The sequence below is a fragment of the Bradyrhizobium sp. CSA112 genome (genome assembly GCF_029051645.1).
GTDB lineage: Bacteria > Pseudomonadota > Alphaproteobacteria > Rhizobiales > Xanthobacteraceae > Bradyrhizobium.
The window spans coordinates 1-14,759 of sequence record NZ_JAACFS010000071.1 but is presented as its reverse complement, the minus strand read 5'-3'; the positions used below and the strand labels follow the sequence as shown (position 1 = coordinate 14,759).

At 59.5% G+C, this 14,759-nt stretch carries 6 protein-coding genes and 6 pseudogenes; 4 read left to right on the top strand and 8 right to left on the bottom strand.

Annotation, left to right across the window (positions count from 1 at the left end; all coding sequences use genetic code 11):
• Window positions 1-151 (top strand): annotated as a pseudogene (locus GWE18_RS41220) (IS5/IS1182 family transposase); the annotation flags it as partial.
• Window positions 152-781: 630 nt separating this feature from the next.
• Here the strand turns inward: GWE18_RS41220 and GWE18_RS41215 are convergent.
• Window positions 782-1,075: a hypothetical protein gene (locus GWE18_RS41215; protein WP_275191215.1), complete on the bottom strand. Its 294-nt coding sequence runs from the start codon at window positions 1,073-1,075 to the stop codon at window positions 782-784.
• 243 nt (window positions 1,076-1,318) lie between these two features.
• Window positions 1,319-1,694, bottom strand: a pseudogene (locus GWE18_RS41210) (rhodanese-like domain-containing protein).
• 955 nt (window positions 1,695-2,649) lie between these two features.
• Between GWE18_RS41210 and GWE18_RS41205 the strand changes: the two are divergent.
• Window positions 2,650-2,934 carry a hypothetical protein gene (locus GWE18_RS41205; RefSeq protein ID WP_275191214.1) on the top strand — a complete coding sequence of 95 codons (285 nt, stop codon included), beginning with the start codon at window positions 2,650-2,652 and terminating at the stop codon, window positions 2,932-2,934.
• Between the two features lie 241 nt (window positions 2,935-3,175).
• Here the strand turns inward: GWE18_RS41205 and GWE18_RS41200 are convergent, their stop codons facing one another.
• The 4 genes and pseudogenes from GWE18_RS41200 to GWE18_RS41185 form a co-directional block, all read right to left on the bottom strand.
• Window positions 3,176-3,961 carry an SDR family oxidoreductase gene (locus GWE18_RS41200; RefSeq protein WP_275191216.1) on the bottom strand — a complete coding sequence of 262 codons (786 nt, stop codon included), beginning with the start codon at window positions 3,959-3,961 and terminating at the stop codon, window positions 3,176-3,178.
• Window positions 3,962-5,340: 1,379 nt separating this feature from the next.
• Window positions 5,341-6,231: a 3-keto-5-aminohexanoate cleavage protein gene (locus GWE18_RS41195; protein ID WP_275191213.1), complete on the bottom strand. Its 891-nt coding sequence runs from the start codon at window positions 6,229-6,231 to the stop codon at window positions 5,341-5,343.
• An 822-nt stretch (window positions 6,232-7,053) separates the two neighbouring features.
• A pseudogene (locus tag GWE18_RS41190) lies at window positions 7,054-7,184 on the bottom strand (IS630 family transposase); the annotation flags it as partial.
• 75 nt (window positions 7,185-7,259) lie between these two features.
• Window positions 7,260-7,716, bottom strand: a pseudogene (locus tag GWE18_RS41185) (TauD/TfdA family dioxygenase); the annotation flags it as partial.
• A 1,253-nt stretch (window positions 7,717-8,969) separates the two neighbouring features.
• Between GWE18_RS41185 and tnpA the strand changes: the two are divergent.
• Window positions 8,970-9,394, top strand: a pseudogene (gene tnpA, locus GWE18_RS41180) (IS200/IS605 family transposase).
• Window positions 9,395-9,577: 183 nt separating this feature from the next.
• Here tnpA and GWE18_RS41175 read toward each other — a convergent pair.
• Window positions 9,578-12,010 carry a CoA transferase gene (locus GWE18_RS41175; protein ID WP_275191212.1) on the bottom strand — a complete coding sequence of 811 codons (2,433 nt, stop codon included), beginning with the start codon at window positions 12,008-12,010 and terminating at the stop codon, window positions 9,578-9,580.
• Window positions 12,011-13,272: 1,262 nt separating this feature from the next.
• Here GWE18_RS41175 and GWE18_RS41170 point away from each other — a divergent pair.
• Window positions 13,273-14,538 carry an aminotransferase class I/II-fold pyridoxal phosphate-dependent enzyme gene (locus GWE18_RS41170; RefSeq protein WP_275191211.1) on the top strand — a complete coding sequence of 422 codons (1,266 nt, stop codon included), beginning with the start codon at window positions 13,273-13,275 and terminating at the stop codon, window positions 14,536-14,538.
• A 70-nt stretch (window positions 14,539-14,608) separates the two neighbouring features.
• On the opposite strand, the pseudogene GWE18_RS41165 reads toward GWE18_RS41170, so the two are convergent.
• Window positions 14,609-14,759: pseudogene (locus tag GWE18_RS41165) on the bottom strand (IS5/IS1182 family transposase); the annotation flags it as partial.

Here is a 14,759-nt window from a genome sequence, read left to right as displayed (position 1 = left end):
CAACTATCTCTGGTTCCGCCAGGGCGACGCCGCCAACGCCGTCCTCGCCGCCGCCGGCTACAACTTCCGCCGCCTCATCCGCTGGCTCAGCCTTTTGCTGCGCCTGTTCCTGACCGCACTCTTCCCCGGCCCGCTGAATAATCCGGCGTGAAATCGGTCTTCTTCACGGACGACGGAGCATCTCACGGGCTTCTGGACATCGAAGCTCTGGCTTTTCTCCGACCGAGAACAGCGCCTCCTTGTATCCGAGCTCCTCGCCGCGAGACGCAGTTCGAAGCACTTCTTCCGGGTTCAAATATCCCGCCCCAGGCTCACCGGGTTGTTTAACGAATGTGCAGTATCCGCAACTGCGTCAACGGAATGAATACCTTCCGTGAATAGGTGGCAATCGAACCCCAGAGCTCGTCCCGCAAAAAATTCCAGTAAGGTCGAGGCACTCACTGCAGGGTTCCTTCGGCGACGGCTGCCGGTAAATCGCGCCCACCCAGGAGACGAGGTGTCTGCGGTGGAGCACTTCACATTTAAGACCTTCTCCCTGCAGATCATGCGCCCGGCCGACCGGGTCGCCAAATTCGTGCCCGCGTGGCTGAACGGCACCTTCTTACTCATGTTCAGCCAAAGCAGGAGCGGCGTAATCGCCTCGATGCAGCAGCGTTCAGCGCCGGGCCGCAGTTGTTGGACTCGACGCCGAGTCGCCTGATCAGGTCGATGACCGCGTCCGCTGCCTCTACGTCATCTCCGCACGCGAGGATGTCGCCGTTGATGTTCTCTTCGAGGGTATTCAAAGTGTGGGCGGAACGTTGTGCAAGGCTCCCACGACCTTGACTTCACTTCCCAGCAACGCTTGCGCGGCCTCGGTTGCGGAGCCTTCCTTCGGCATTTCGATGGCCCGGGGATATCCGGCTGCGAGCGGGACGACCAGGTCGACCAGCACCTTGCCGGCGAGGTGACTCTTAATGGCGTAAAGTGTTGCATCGTGACCGGAGTACGGCACCGCGAGCAGTACAAAACGCTCTGCAGCATTCAGCGCGCTCCGGTTGTCGCAGCCTCGGATTGGCGGCAGACCGGCGCTCAACTTTCCTGTTCAGCTCTTCGGCGATCGCAGCGGCACGATCGCCCTTGCGCGAGCCGAGCGCCACGCCTACGTCCGCCATGGCGAAGCGAAGCGCGAGCCCTTGGCCTGGGGCCTGGCTCCGCCGAGGATGGCGATGCTCGTAACGAAGCTCATGTGAGACCTAGATGCTCCTAGCTCTTGGGTGTTCTCAGGATCTCCCAACACGCATCCAAGGTCATGCTACATGCCAAGCGCTTGCGAACGTCACTTCTCTACCGCCACGCCGCTCTCGACCCAATCCTTGAAGCCGCCGGCGTTATAGACATGGTCGTAGCCCATGTCCTTGAGCAGCTTGCCGGCGTGCGCCGCCCGGCCGCCGGACCCACAATAGAGAATGACGTTCTTGTCCCCGGCAAAATTCTGTCATGCATGGACGACTCAGGATCGGCGTAAAACTCCAGCGTGCCGCGGGAGAAATGCACGGCACCTTTGACCTTCCGCTTTTCGCGACCTCCGTCCCGTCGCGGATATCAACGACGAGCGCATTGCCCTTGGCCATCATGTCTTGCGCCTGCTGCGCGGTGATCTTCGGCACCACCGCATTGGCCGCGTCGGTCATCTGTTTAAGGCTCTGCGCCATCGAGTAACTCCTGTTATGGCTGGATGCAATGAATACCGCCACCCGCTCGCAATTGCGCAAGAGGCATGTGGTGGAAAGGGTGATGCTGTCGGCTCTCAGCAAGCTAGTGACAAGGAAGGCCGCCAGAATGCCGGCGATCGTACCGTGATCTCGGAAGTGCTATACTGGCCAGAAGAATATCTGAGAATGTCTTCATCACCTCCCTTGTGATCAAAAACATTAGAGGTAACCCGCGCTCGTATCATGTGTTTTTTTACAAAATCACGCAGGATCGCGGCGCTCTATTCTTGTGTATGCGGGAAAGCGTCACATCACGAGCCGACTACGGATTTGATAAAGCTGAATCATCCTGCCAATTTCCCCGATGGGGATGACTGGCGACGCACTGGCGATATTTTCGTGGCCCTGACCGGCGCTGAAACAGATGCTGTCGCAGTTCATCTGGCGCCCTGTCGCCGACTGCAGTGCAGTCAATCCTGATCCGGCACCCCCTTCGTTAAGCGTCGCGCAAGCAGTCGAAGGCTAGAGGGAAGACATCGCGCGAGAACAGCCGATCCCGGAAGAAGAACCAGGTTGAGGAACGCCATCTGGTTGTGCCGCAAGCAATGGACTACCTGCCGATGATCGACGATGCCAACCGCCAAAGAGAGAGCCGTGAAAGAGCTGAAAATTAACTGCCAAAGCGGTGCTGGTACCTTTCCCTGCTGGGTGCGAACGCCGCCGTCAGCGGCGACGACGTCGCCACAGCAGGATCTCGATCATCATGTCCTCTTGCGTACTTTCTCGTGCCGTTCTGCTGCATGGAAGTCTTCAACCGTCTCTCGATATGACCATAAGATATTGCGAGCAGGCCATGCACGAGATTGATCAGGAAGGACAATGCGACGGGTTGAGGCTCAACGCCTCTAAATAAAGCGCGACCGCCTCCCGAGCGCTGACGAGCTCGAGCTGCGCATTGCTGAGATTGCCCCAGCTGGCAGTCTGCGCTGGCTTCAGCCGTAACGCACTTGTGTTGCTCGGCGGCAGGCTGGAACTGCCGACCTACGATAACGGCATTGCCGAGCTTGGGATGCAGCTCGGCGAGGACGTCGGTGGCAAATTTATCAACGACTGCGGCCACAGCGGACGCGTTTCCGCTTTGGTGCGCAAGGATTGCCTGGCCGATTCGGCCATCGGCGAAACTGCCGCCCTGCGATCAGAAGCAGTCGGACGATATTGGATGCGGCGTTATCGACAGTAGTTAGAACGGTTGCCGCGACTGACGCGTCGACATTCACGTGATTAGGGCCCGAACGAGGCGTCGGGCTTTACCAACGGGAAAATTGGCCGCTGGTCGTGCTGTTCGTCTGGACCGCCTGCTCGCCACAGGCCTGCTCCGGGATTACAACAGGTAAGTTGTTTTTGAACGACCAGGCCTGGAACCGCATGAAGAGGCATGGACAAACAAGCTAGGCCATCGCGAAGAGAGAGTTTTCGCGTCCTCACAAGATCAGATGCATGCCGGCGTCGATGCGCACGCATTCGCCGGTCATGTGGCTCGATGCCGGACTTGCGAGGAAACAGACGAGCTGCGCTACGTCTTTGGCGGTCGAGACAGCCTTGAGCGGCACACGCGCCACGACAGTATCGCGCACCTGCCGGGCACCGGCCTCGCCACGCCCCTTAGCGAACCAAGGCGTATCGATATAGTCGGGACAAACCGTGTTGACGCGAATGAGGGGCGCCAGAGCCCGCGCCAGTGGCAGCGTCATGGCATTCAGCGCGCCCTTGCTCGCTGAGTACGCGACCGATGAGCTGGCACCGCTGATGGCTGCGACGGAGGAGACGTTCACGACCGCGGATGGCAGTCCGCTCACTTTCGCGCCAACCTCGAGCAGGGATCGCGCCGCGCGGATCATCTGATACGGCCCGATGGTATTGACGGCATAAATGCGCTGAAAATCCTCCGCCGAGAGCCCGTCGAGATCGTGATGCGGCACATGTTTTGTTATGCCGGCATTGTTGACGAGCACGTCGAGCCGCCCCCAGGGCGCAGCACCCGCAACGATCTTTCTGCAATCGTCATCGCGCGAGACGTCGCCCTGCACCACCACCACCTCGGCAGCGCCAGCCTTCCGGCAGGCTTCGGCCGTGGCTTCGGCTTCCTCCTGGCTGGTGGAATAATTGACCACGATGCGCGCCCCGCCTTTAGCCCAGAGGCCCGCGGTCGCCGCTCCAAGTCCCGACGCCGAACCCGTCACAATTGCGCACAATCCATTTCCCGACATCATTCCCCCTCCTTAGAGCCGCATGTTACTGGCGCACGCTATATCGCGCGGCAGATCGTGCAACCTCGCAAAACTCGATTGCACGAAATAAGACACAAGTCCGCTGCCGCCATTGGCGTCGCGCAGTATCTGCTCGGCGGCGTCGTCCGCCCCTCGTCAGCCTCTCGCGTGAGCACATGGAGAGCTGAAGGCGCTTGTCGCCGCCTCGGAGGACTTGCGTGAATACCTGGGAGCGGTCGCGGCGCACTGTTCCCGAAGATGGGACAGACGCCTCTCGACCGTGTGGTAACCTGCCGAAATTTTGAGCGGTACTCGCCGTCGACGCGGATGCAACGGAGATAGTGCCGGTGGCGATGCCGCAGAGCTGGGCTCTCGCTGAGGCGGCTGTTGTGGTCGATCCGGTCAGACAGGGCATCGGTCGCGTTGGGATGCTGAGCGGGCCGGGGCTCTGGGTGAGCTGGGAACGCCGTCGCGCAGCAACCTGAGCTGAAGTGTCCGTAGACGAAGCTCGTCGACGTGCGCGAGTTCATCGACGCCTTCCGCCGAGCAGTTAGACGCGCGGTTCCAGAACCTCTGACCACCCCTGAGCTCGAACAGAGGTGCGACGACTGCTCGGTGGCCGTGCTGCAGCGGCTGCGCGCACAGAGCTGCGCCGCGGGCGAGATGCTCGCGAGCTGGGAACGCAGCCCGAAGAAGTATTGGACCGCGTCGTCGGTCTGCTGCACGGCGTCGGGATATTCGTGCACCAGCCATAGCGCCTCGCGCAACCTCGACTCCAGCTGCCGGTCCGCGATGACCCCCTCCACCTCCTTGCGCACCGCGAGCGGGTGCATTCTCGTCATCCGATAGATCTCCGTCGCCCGCGCCAGCATCTCGGGCTCGACGCGCTCTCCGGCGCACAGTCGAACCAGCGGCAGCAGGTACACGGGGGTGAACGGCTGCGCGACCAGCAGGCGCTCGGGGCGTTGGATTTCCGCCTGCAGCCACGACGGTCGAAGCCCCGGCGTCGAGGAGCAGCTCAGGCTCCCAAGCACCGCCGCCCTCCTGGTGACCGCGAGCAGTTGCTGCTCGAGCTCCAGGCGCTCCGGGTCGACTCCTGCACGAGCTCCACGCCGCGCACGCGTCCGCGACCGACTCCACACCGTCAACGCTCGTTCGGCCAGCAGCGGGACCGCCGTCCGCCGCCGATACGCCCGCCGCGTGTAGGCTAGGATCTTGCGCACGCGCTCGACCAGGCGACGAGCCATACAGCCGCACGTCCTCTCTGTTGAGGACGAACCCGTGCTCCTCCGCGCCGACAATGGCGCCACCAAGCAGCCCGACCGCTCGCGGCTGGCTCGCAGAGAAAGTGTGATCCCTTACGCATGAACTCTGACCTCTCAGGCATGAACTTCCAGCGCGAGCTTCTCGCGCACCTCATCCGGGCTCATCACCCGCACCTCGATCCGCTCGAGAATTTCTATCGCCCGCTGCACGAGCTCGGCGTTACTCGCCAGCCGCCCGCGGGAGAGGTACAAGTTGTCCTCCAACCCCACCCGCACGTTTGCACCGACCAAAGGTGCCAACGCCACATACGGGAGCTGCATTCGTCCAATCGAAAAGGTCGAGTAAACGGCGCGCGTCGGCAGCCGGTGCACCAGCGCCATGAGCGTGGTCGGATCGGAAGGAGCGCCATAGGGAATCCCCATGCACAGCTGGATCAACGGCGGATCATCAATCAGCCTCTCTTTGACCAAATCGTGCACCATCACCAGATCACCGGTATCGAATACTTCGAGCTCAGGGCGCACGCCAAGCTTTTGCAGGTGCGTGGCCATCGCGCGCACCGTCGTGGGGGTGTTGACGACGATCAACTCGTCGCGTTTGCCGTAGTTCAATGTCCCGCAATCCAATGTGCAGATCTCGGGCCGCAGTTCTTCGATGTGCACGAGCCGCTCAAGCGCGCCCACCATGTCCGTCCCCACCGCCGGCGGCAGCGGAGACTCCGCCCCACCCAGCACGAGGGCGCAGCCCATCCCTGTGGTGAGGTTGATCACCGGATTCACATCCGACTTCCGAATGCGCTGCACCACTTCCCGATACAGCGCCGGATCCCGCGAACCCCGCCGGGTCTCGGGATCACGAACGTGAATGTGCACCACCGCCGCCCCCGCCCGTGCCGCCTCAATCGCCGACTCAGCGATTTGCTCCGGGCTTACCGGCACATTCGTAAACTTCGGCCTATTTCCCCCTCCTGTTACCGCACAGGTGATAAACACTTCGGAAATCATCTTATGTCTCCTTTCGCTGAAGGCTTGACCTTTCCCAAGCCAAACCCGACCCGCGAGAAATCTTATCAAATGAGGTTCACCGCCTTTGGATTTCCGACCGCCAGCGCATTGACTAGGATGAATCGAGCAGATCTCATCGGAAAACTCCGCCGACGGGGGCCGCAGCGAAACACCATGGCGCGCCAGCTCTAAATCTAAGCAAACAGCGTGCCACTCGCGGAATCCCGTGCGCGGCTCGCCTCATGCGACGTGTAGCTACCAGTCTGCTCTTGGAATAACGCTGGAGGTTGTCAGAGTTCAGACATTGCCGGTAGTAGACCGGATACGGCGGACATGATGTCGCTCGCCCCTCCGCCTTCAACAGTGCTTGACGATGACGCGCCCCATTGCTAGCTCACGGCCGACGCGCTCGACATCAGCGCATTATCCAGCATCCCGCTGCCCGGTGTTGGGGTGATGCACCGGCTCCACCTGTCGGAGCCGTGCTATTCTTTTTCCGAACACCGCGCTTTTCCGCAAAAATGCCGGTAAACCGGGCGGTTAACAGTTGCGGCGCGACGCTCCGGAAGAACACCTAATCTGCGAAGTGAACAGCTTCGAGGCCGACGAAATCGGGTCGATCAGAGTCTCCTCGAAGCGCCAGCGGCTTAAGGTTGCATTGGCCAAAGTGGTTGGCTTGGCCCCAAGTTTTGTCCAATCCGCTACACGCGCCCGCTGATCACCTCAGACGTGGGAGCCCATGCCGGTTACCGTTGAGCGCGAGATTTTCCGCCGTCATGGGAGCACGACGCGACTTCATCTGGAAGATTGCTTCGGCCGCGATCCGCGCAGAGGGACCATGCTGGTGTTGATGCAGTTTTCATCGATGAAGACCGGACGTTGGGGATCGAGTTGGCCCGCCCTGACCGCCCGCGGCCGCGCCGGCGCGCGACATCGGCGCGGGCCTGCTCAAGGCGGGAATATTTTTTGAGCCGCAGACGTAGGCCCACGACGGGGTGCTCGGCCTCAAAGATCATTCTTAGGCTTTCGTGGTCGTAGGCGTGGTTGTGAACGTCCCAGAGCTCGTCAGCAAGCCGTTGCAGTTGCGGCGGCAGGTTGAGATAAGCGGTCGCGGCGTTTGACCGGACCGTATCGCCGCCGAACGGTGGGATCACAACCTCGGAGCACACACATTTTTGGGATAGGCATCGAGAAAGGTCAAGTCGGCGTGCCACTCGTCGGCCCGGCTCCCGCCGCGGGTGCAGTCAAACTCGAGGACCGACACACCGCGTACCGGGTGCGGCATAAGCTTTCCCAAATGACTAGCAAAGCGCTCCTGCTCGGCGTCGTCGAGATGACCCTGGTCATGGAAGAATGACCTTGTGCTCGAGTAGTAATCTGTTTATCGCAACGATCGTTTTTGTCCGGCAAATCGCCCGATAGCTTCATATTCCGGATTTCAGCGCCGATGCGCACTGTGCGTTTGATGACGTCCGCAGGCGGAATGACATTATCATCAAAGCCACTTCACTCATGGCGGCATTCTCCAAATTTGCAGTTTCTTCGACAGAAGCACATGACAGCGCCGACTTTCAGGCGTCGTTTTATGGATGAGTCCTAGCAAGCACCGTGCCAGGTGCAAAACCGGGTCTCCTCACTGCAATCCTCAAGAAACGGCACCTGATGACCCTGCGCAATCGCGCGCAGTCCCGACCACGGGGGCTGGATGGCCATTTGGGTTGCCGGCAATAATAGCGCGCGTGATCCACTCTTTCGATCTTCGCATGGACCATCCCGACCGGCAATCGCATCGACAAAATTCGTATTTCATGTAGCTCCTGTCGCCAGCGCTCAGCTCAAATTTGGCACACAGCGACTCTACAGCGTCGGCCGCGGGCAGCAGCGCGTTCATTTCGTCGGTTATTCATTCGGCGACGCCCGCCAATTGCGCACACAAAATATCGAGGAGCATCGAAGGGATCAGGGCGACTGATCGCATCTCGGGGTTGAGCTCGCGGCGAGCCACCGGGCGCTTCTGCATTGGATTGGTCGTTCGGGGGAAGACGGCCGCGCCATCCATTCTCGATGGGCCAAGGCGACGGAAAAGGATAATCCATCTTCAGTGCGCCTGTCGGGCACCATTAGAGGAGAGCGACGCAAATCTGGTACGAGACTTCGAAGACCGTGGATCAGTCAATCGCCGCCATCACACCCTTCCGAAGGTCCAGAGTAAGGCTTGCCTATCCCATGCTGTCTCCCTGTCCAGCCAGCACGGCTAATCAGAAACAGGCTGATTTGGGTATCCGCAAACTCGATTCATCCGACCTGATCCCGGCTTAGAATTTCATAACGCCCCTCACAGTTCCAGCCCGCAGGAGATACCGGTCAGGCTCCATTTCGGTATGCCGCTGTCAACTAGAAGCTGAAGCGAGCTCGCCCAGCGTCGCACACCGCGCCTTGTTGTAGCATTGCCTGCGGCACCCTACTTATGGCGTCGAACTTTGCCAACCTGGTACGGCCAAGACAGGCGGTGGCCCGATTGTCGCGGCAAGGACAAGCGCCAATCAGCCAGATTAACTGTTATAGTGGAGCTGTGCTGGATTGGTAGCTCTTGGGGAAGAACGACACGCCCGTACTAGCATAACCGGGAGACCCCCCGGCTCTGCCGGGGAGGCAGCATAAGTTTGACATTTACGGCGGTCGCCCATCGCCGAAACTTCTGATCGTGAGCCACCACGCACACGAAAGGAAGTTTGACGATGGACGAGTACGAGAGCCTAAGCCACAGCAAGTGGGAGTGCAAATATCATATTGTGTTCATTCCCAAGTGCCGCAGGAAGACGCTTTACGGAGAGTTGAGGCGGCACCTCGGGGATGTGTTTCGCAAGCTGGCACAACAAAAGGAAAGCCGGATCGAAGAAGGTCATCTGATGCCGGATCACGTTCACATGATGATTTCGATTCCGCCACAGTCTCGCAGGTGGTCGGGTTTATCAAGGGTAAAAGTGCGATCCATTTGGCCCGTGTATACGGAGAGAAGAAACGCAATTTTGTAGGCCAGCATTTTTGGGCGAGAGGGTACTTCGTCTCGACCGTAGGTCGGGACGAAGCGGTGATACGGGAGTACATCAGAAACCAGGAGCAAGAGGACAGCCGCTTGGAGCAAATGAATTTGTGGCGTTGATCGGCCACCTTCAGGTGGCCAACAAATGTAGGGTCGCGTTAGCGACCCAGACTGCCGCTTCGAGCGGCCCAATACCTAAAGCCCCCGGCTCTGCCGGGGGATACTTACCTCATAATGACTGATCAGCGGACGCGAATCTACCAGGCCTTGGAGGCATGCCAATCTGGGCTGTAGCGGCAATCTTCAGTCTGATGAGACCTTCCTTGTTGTTGCGAGCTCCCCTTCGGGAAGCATCGCTGTACCGATGATGCCCTCCCTCACCAACTGCGCCATCTCAGCGTCAGTGAGGCCGAGAAATCCCGATAGGATCTCTCTGTTGTGTTGTCCCAGCGTCGGCGCCGCTGCGCGGATTGGATAGGGCTCCGAACCTTCGCGAATCGGCAATGATGGCTGCGGATGCCAGCCTATGAAAGCGCGTTCGACTTCCTGCAGAAATGCGCGCGACCGGAGATGCCGATCCTTGAGCAGTTCAATTGGGAGACGGGCTACGCCGGCGGCAACCCCCGCGGCTTGTAACTCAGACATGGCCTGATCCGCGTCACGAGTGAGCGTCCACGCTTCGATAACTCGCTCTAGGACATCTTCGATGCCACGGCGCGCTTGCTCAGATTTGAGCGACGGGTCCGCGGCCCAATCTGGCCGGCCAATGACTAGGGCAAGCCTCTGCCACATGTCTTCGTTCGTCGCGGCTACCATGATCCAGTTGTCTTCACCCGCACATCGGAAGCAGCCGTGCGGCACGAACTGCGGATGTCGATTGCCATACCTTTTTAGCGGAGTACCGCCGATCGAATGAACGGTGATCCACGGCGCCGCAAACGGCATCATGCATTCGATTTGGGCTAGGTCGATGAACTGGCCCTGCCCGGTGGTGCGAGCGTGAATGAGGGCAACCAGAACTGCAACGCAGCCGTTTAATCCACCGACGGCATCCCCAAACGCAATGTGGCTCATCCCGGGTGGATCGTCGGAATTTCCGATCACGCTTGGCAACCCTGAGCCCTGCTCAAGAGTCGAGCCGTAGGCCCGGCAATCACGATTGACGCTGTTTGCGCCAAAGGCTGACATTGACATCATGACGAGCCGAGGGTTGAGCGTCCTGAGCACGTCGTAGCCAAGCCCGAGCTTCGGAAGCACATCGACCGAATAATTGTCAACGACAATATCAGCTCCCGCCACAAGCCGCTTGGCGAGAGCGAGACCCTGCGGCCGGCTGAGGTCGAGTGTGATACCACGCTTGTTGCGGTTCATGATACAGAAGCGCACCGTCTTTTCGTACATCTGCGCATCGATATAGGCGGGCCGTCGGTCAACACCGCGCCACCAGTCCGGATACTGGATAGCCTCGATCTTGATGACGTCAGCTCCGAGATCCGCCAGTGTGCGCGTACACAACGGACCTGCCCAGCCCATTGAGAAGTCGATGACCCGAATTCCCTGCAATGGCTGCCAGCTTTGTGGCGCCGACGCACTACCGACCAGATTTCTTCGCGCATTCTGGACACCCTGCCGCTCGCCTAGAGCCGGAACCTTTCCTCCCCGACGTGGCGGCGTCAATGTCAATCGCTGCACCGAGCCGACCGTCAGGCCCTCTTCTTCGCCAAACAGAACAGGCACGATCGCACCGCGCACTTTCTTCTCCGTATCCTGGAGCAGATCGGATATTTCAGGTACTGGCACGATCGGAATCCTTCGTTTTCGTCCCTCTGCGAACCACTCCTGTGCGGTCCGCGCTTTCAACCTCGGCATCAACACTCGCTCGATCTGTTCCAAGTGTTTCAGACGATCTTCGCCGGTGATCCAAGCCGACTCATCACGCAACTCGGATACGCCGAGCATGTCGCAGAATGCCCGCCATTGTGCCGGTGTTATCAGCGTGACGCCGAGCCATCCCTTTCTCGTTTCGTAAATGCCAACTGGAGAGCCTGGCCAAAAGCGGTTAGTGCCAATCCGGCGCATCACGTCGCCGCACGCAAACGCCTCTGACATCAGATACTCACTGAGAGCGAGGCTCGATTCGAAAATGCTGAGCGACCACGACCGGCCTCCTCCGCCCTGCGTTTGCGCAACCACCGAGGAAGCCGCGGCAATGAAGCCCCATAGGCCAGCGAGGATGCCCGTTTGGAAATCCGGTGCGTGCATCGGCGGGCCCTCTGCCGGCCCAACCAACCTGACAAGGCCGGCGAGCGCACGAACGGTTGAATCGGTTGCCGCGAACCCTGCATAGGGTCCATTTCGGCCGAACCAGCTTCCTTGGAGGCAAATCAACCCCGGACGTCGCTGGCGGACCGCGGCCAAATCAATAAACGGGCAATCTGCGACATCGACGTCGCGACCATCGATCAGAATGTCGCAATCCTCGATCAATGCTGTCAGTCGTCTGCTCGCCTGTGGGGCGGTGGGATCGATGACGATGCTTGACTTATTGAAGTTCAGAAACGCGAACCACGCGCTCCGGCCGCTGGGCGTTAGTGGCGGGCTCCGTCGAAGTGCATCCCCTAGCGGGGGCTCGACCTTCCGAACATCAGCACCGAAATCGGCAAACAAGCGCGCACAGTAGCTTGTCGCGGCCGAGCTGCCGATCTCGACCACCCGCAGATGCGACAAAACTTCCATCGAGGGCTCCATTGTGATGCTCCGAATACTATCCATCTCACGATCCGAGAAACTGCGCGTCCTTGTCTGTTTGCAATCGGTACGAGCAGCTCGGGTACCGAAACCGAAGGCAGAGGCCCCTTTGTTTCCGCCTCTCTGCGAAATCGATTATCGTATGGACGTCGAATACCGATTCGGCCGCGCCGCCTGCATTAGCTCCGCGAGTTTGTTGCTGTGACAGCTGTCTGGATCGACGCTGATCCCCCCTTCTTGCAACAAACATGCAGCATGTAGTTGTTCCAGCAGCCTCCGAATTCGTCGGCTATGCTGCGGCACAAGAACGCATGAAATCCGGAGCGTGAGGCGTGCAACGAGTTCTCCACGTTATCAATGCCGCATTGCCGGATCTTGATGAGCTGCGTCATGGCCTGTACGGCAAGTTACCAGTTCATGATAAACCATTAGCAGCGGATCGAGGCACTACCTACTCTGGTGGGGAATGGTGTGTTTGACTCCCGAGAAGGGCTGTTGGCGGTTTTGGCATTCAACTGCGGCAGAGTTCTCATCGATGGCCGAGCCTGTTGGCCGCGGTCTCAAGGCAGGCGCGAACGGCGATGCATGAGAGCCTGCGCTTGAGAGGGGTAACTATCCAAAGTTAGCGGTCATCTTCCGGACTGTGAGACGGCTTCGGCGTCATCATGACCCAATTGACCGGCCGCCCGTCGCGCGCCTGCGTTGCGGGAATTCATCGGCTACCTCAGAACGCGGCACAATATCTGGTTCGCGCGAGGCCGCGATGTGACCGCGACCCTGCTGACGGTTGCTAACACCGCGTATCCACCTGATATTGACGGTTGCGTCGCATATCATCGCTATGCCTGCGCGGCTTCGCGAGGCCGCGGGGCTGGACCGTTGAAACTTCCGCTCAACGCGCGGCAACGATCCTTGATGGATGCTGACTATCAGGAAGAACGTGCCGACCATTGTCATGGACAACAGATAACGAAAATGCATGCTTGCCTCCTGACACACTCCTGTCTCGATGCTGAAGAGATACCGCCGCAACCGTGCTATGGTTGCAATAAGTGTCCACACGACTAACCCTATTTGATTTGGTAGCTGCCCAAACGAGGCAGCCGGTGGTTTAGCTCGTTCGGAATGGAGGCCGAGCAAGCTGCGCATAAGATTGCACAGAGCCTCCAGTTCGCCCCGAAGGTTATCAAGCCTCACGTTGAGCAGGCACAGTTGGCCACAATCCTTGGTAAATTTGGATGGAGAAGAAAATGCAACAGCAGATCGCTCCCACGGACGGTAGTCGCTTGAGCGGACAGCGTCGGACCTCCGCCCACGCGATCAGCGAGGGCAGGCCATACTTCGATGCAGCCGAGATGGCTGGTCATGGACATGCCACGACCGGACGTACCACAGCTTGGGGCAACGATCCGCTTGACAGCTGTCGGCGGGAAATTGATTTCGTGCGACGCTCGTACCTGGGCCTCGACACTCATCCGGTGGTCGTTGCCAGCGCGATCGAGGCGATCGAGGTGCATCGGTCCTTACATTGGTCCTCCGCCCGGACGCGACTGAAATTCGATCTTCTGGGTGAACTTGAAGAACTCCTCTCTGAGATTTTCAGCGCGCGCGTCCTCGCCTTTTCCAGTGGCATGCTCGCCAATCTGGGCGCGATGCCCATTCTTGCTACGGGTCAATTGACGGGTGGCACGAAACCGGTCGTCGTGTTCGATCAGTCTGCACACATCTCTCTGACTTATCACAAGCCGATGGTGGCCGATGAAACGCGAGTGGAAACGATCGCGCACAACGACATCGACGCTCTCGAACGCTTGTGCCGCAAAACTCCGGTGGTTGCCTATGTATGCGATGGCGTTTACCCTATGGGAGGCTACTCGCCAATCAGGGAATTGCGTCAGCTCCAGGAACGTTATGGGCTATTTCTCTATATCGACGATGGTCACGGCATATCCATCCTCGGACGCCAAGGCGAAGGATTTGCTCGCTCTCAGATTCCGCAAGTGCTCGGTAACCGAACGATCATAGCAGCCTCGCTGGCCAAGGGATTCGGCGCATCGGGCGGAGTGTTGATGCTAGGAGCGGCGGATCAAGAGGCGCTGTTCCGACGATTCTCCATTCCGTATGCGTTTTCAATGCCCCCCAATCTGGCGGCGATTGGTGCGGCACTTGGGTCCTGCAAAATTCACCGCTCGGCAGAACTCGGCCACCGGCAACGGCAATTGGCGCAACGCATCCACCTCTTTGACCGTCGTGTCGCAACCGCCGAGCAAGGCAATTCACTTCCGATCAGAACGATCACCATCGGATCGAAGGCCAATGCGATTGCAATCGCAAGAGAGCTTCTCGATTGCGGCTTCTATACCTTCGTGACGTCCTTGCCAGCCGTCGGGCAAGGGAAGGCAGGAATTCGGGTGTGCATTACAGCCGAGCATGCGATCCGCGACATAGAGCGGCTGTGCGACAGCATCTTGCATACAGTAGCCGAAACAACGGGAAAGCCGTACCCTCTGAGGTGATGTGATGATTTAGCGGACGATGCATGGCGAAGGGACGAAGCTCAGTAGTCGTCCGTGAAGAAGACGGATTTCACGCGGGATTGGTCCGAAGAGTGGGGAAGAGTGCGGTCAGGAACAGGCGCAGCAAAAGGCTGAGCCAGCGGATGAGGCGGCGGAAGTTGTAGCCGGCGGCGGCGAGGACGGCGTTGGCGGCGTCGCCCTGGCGGAACCAGAGATAGTTG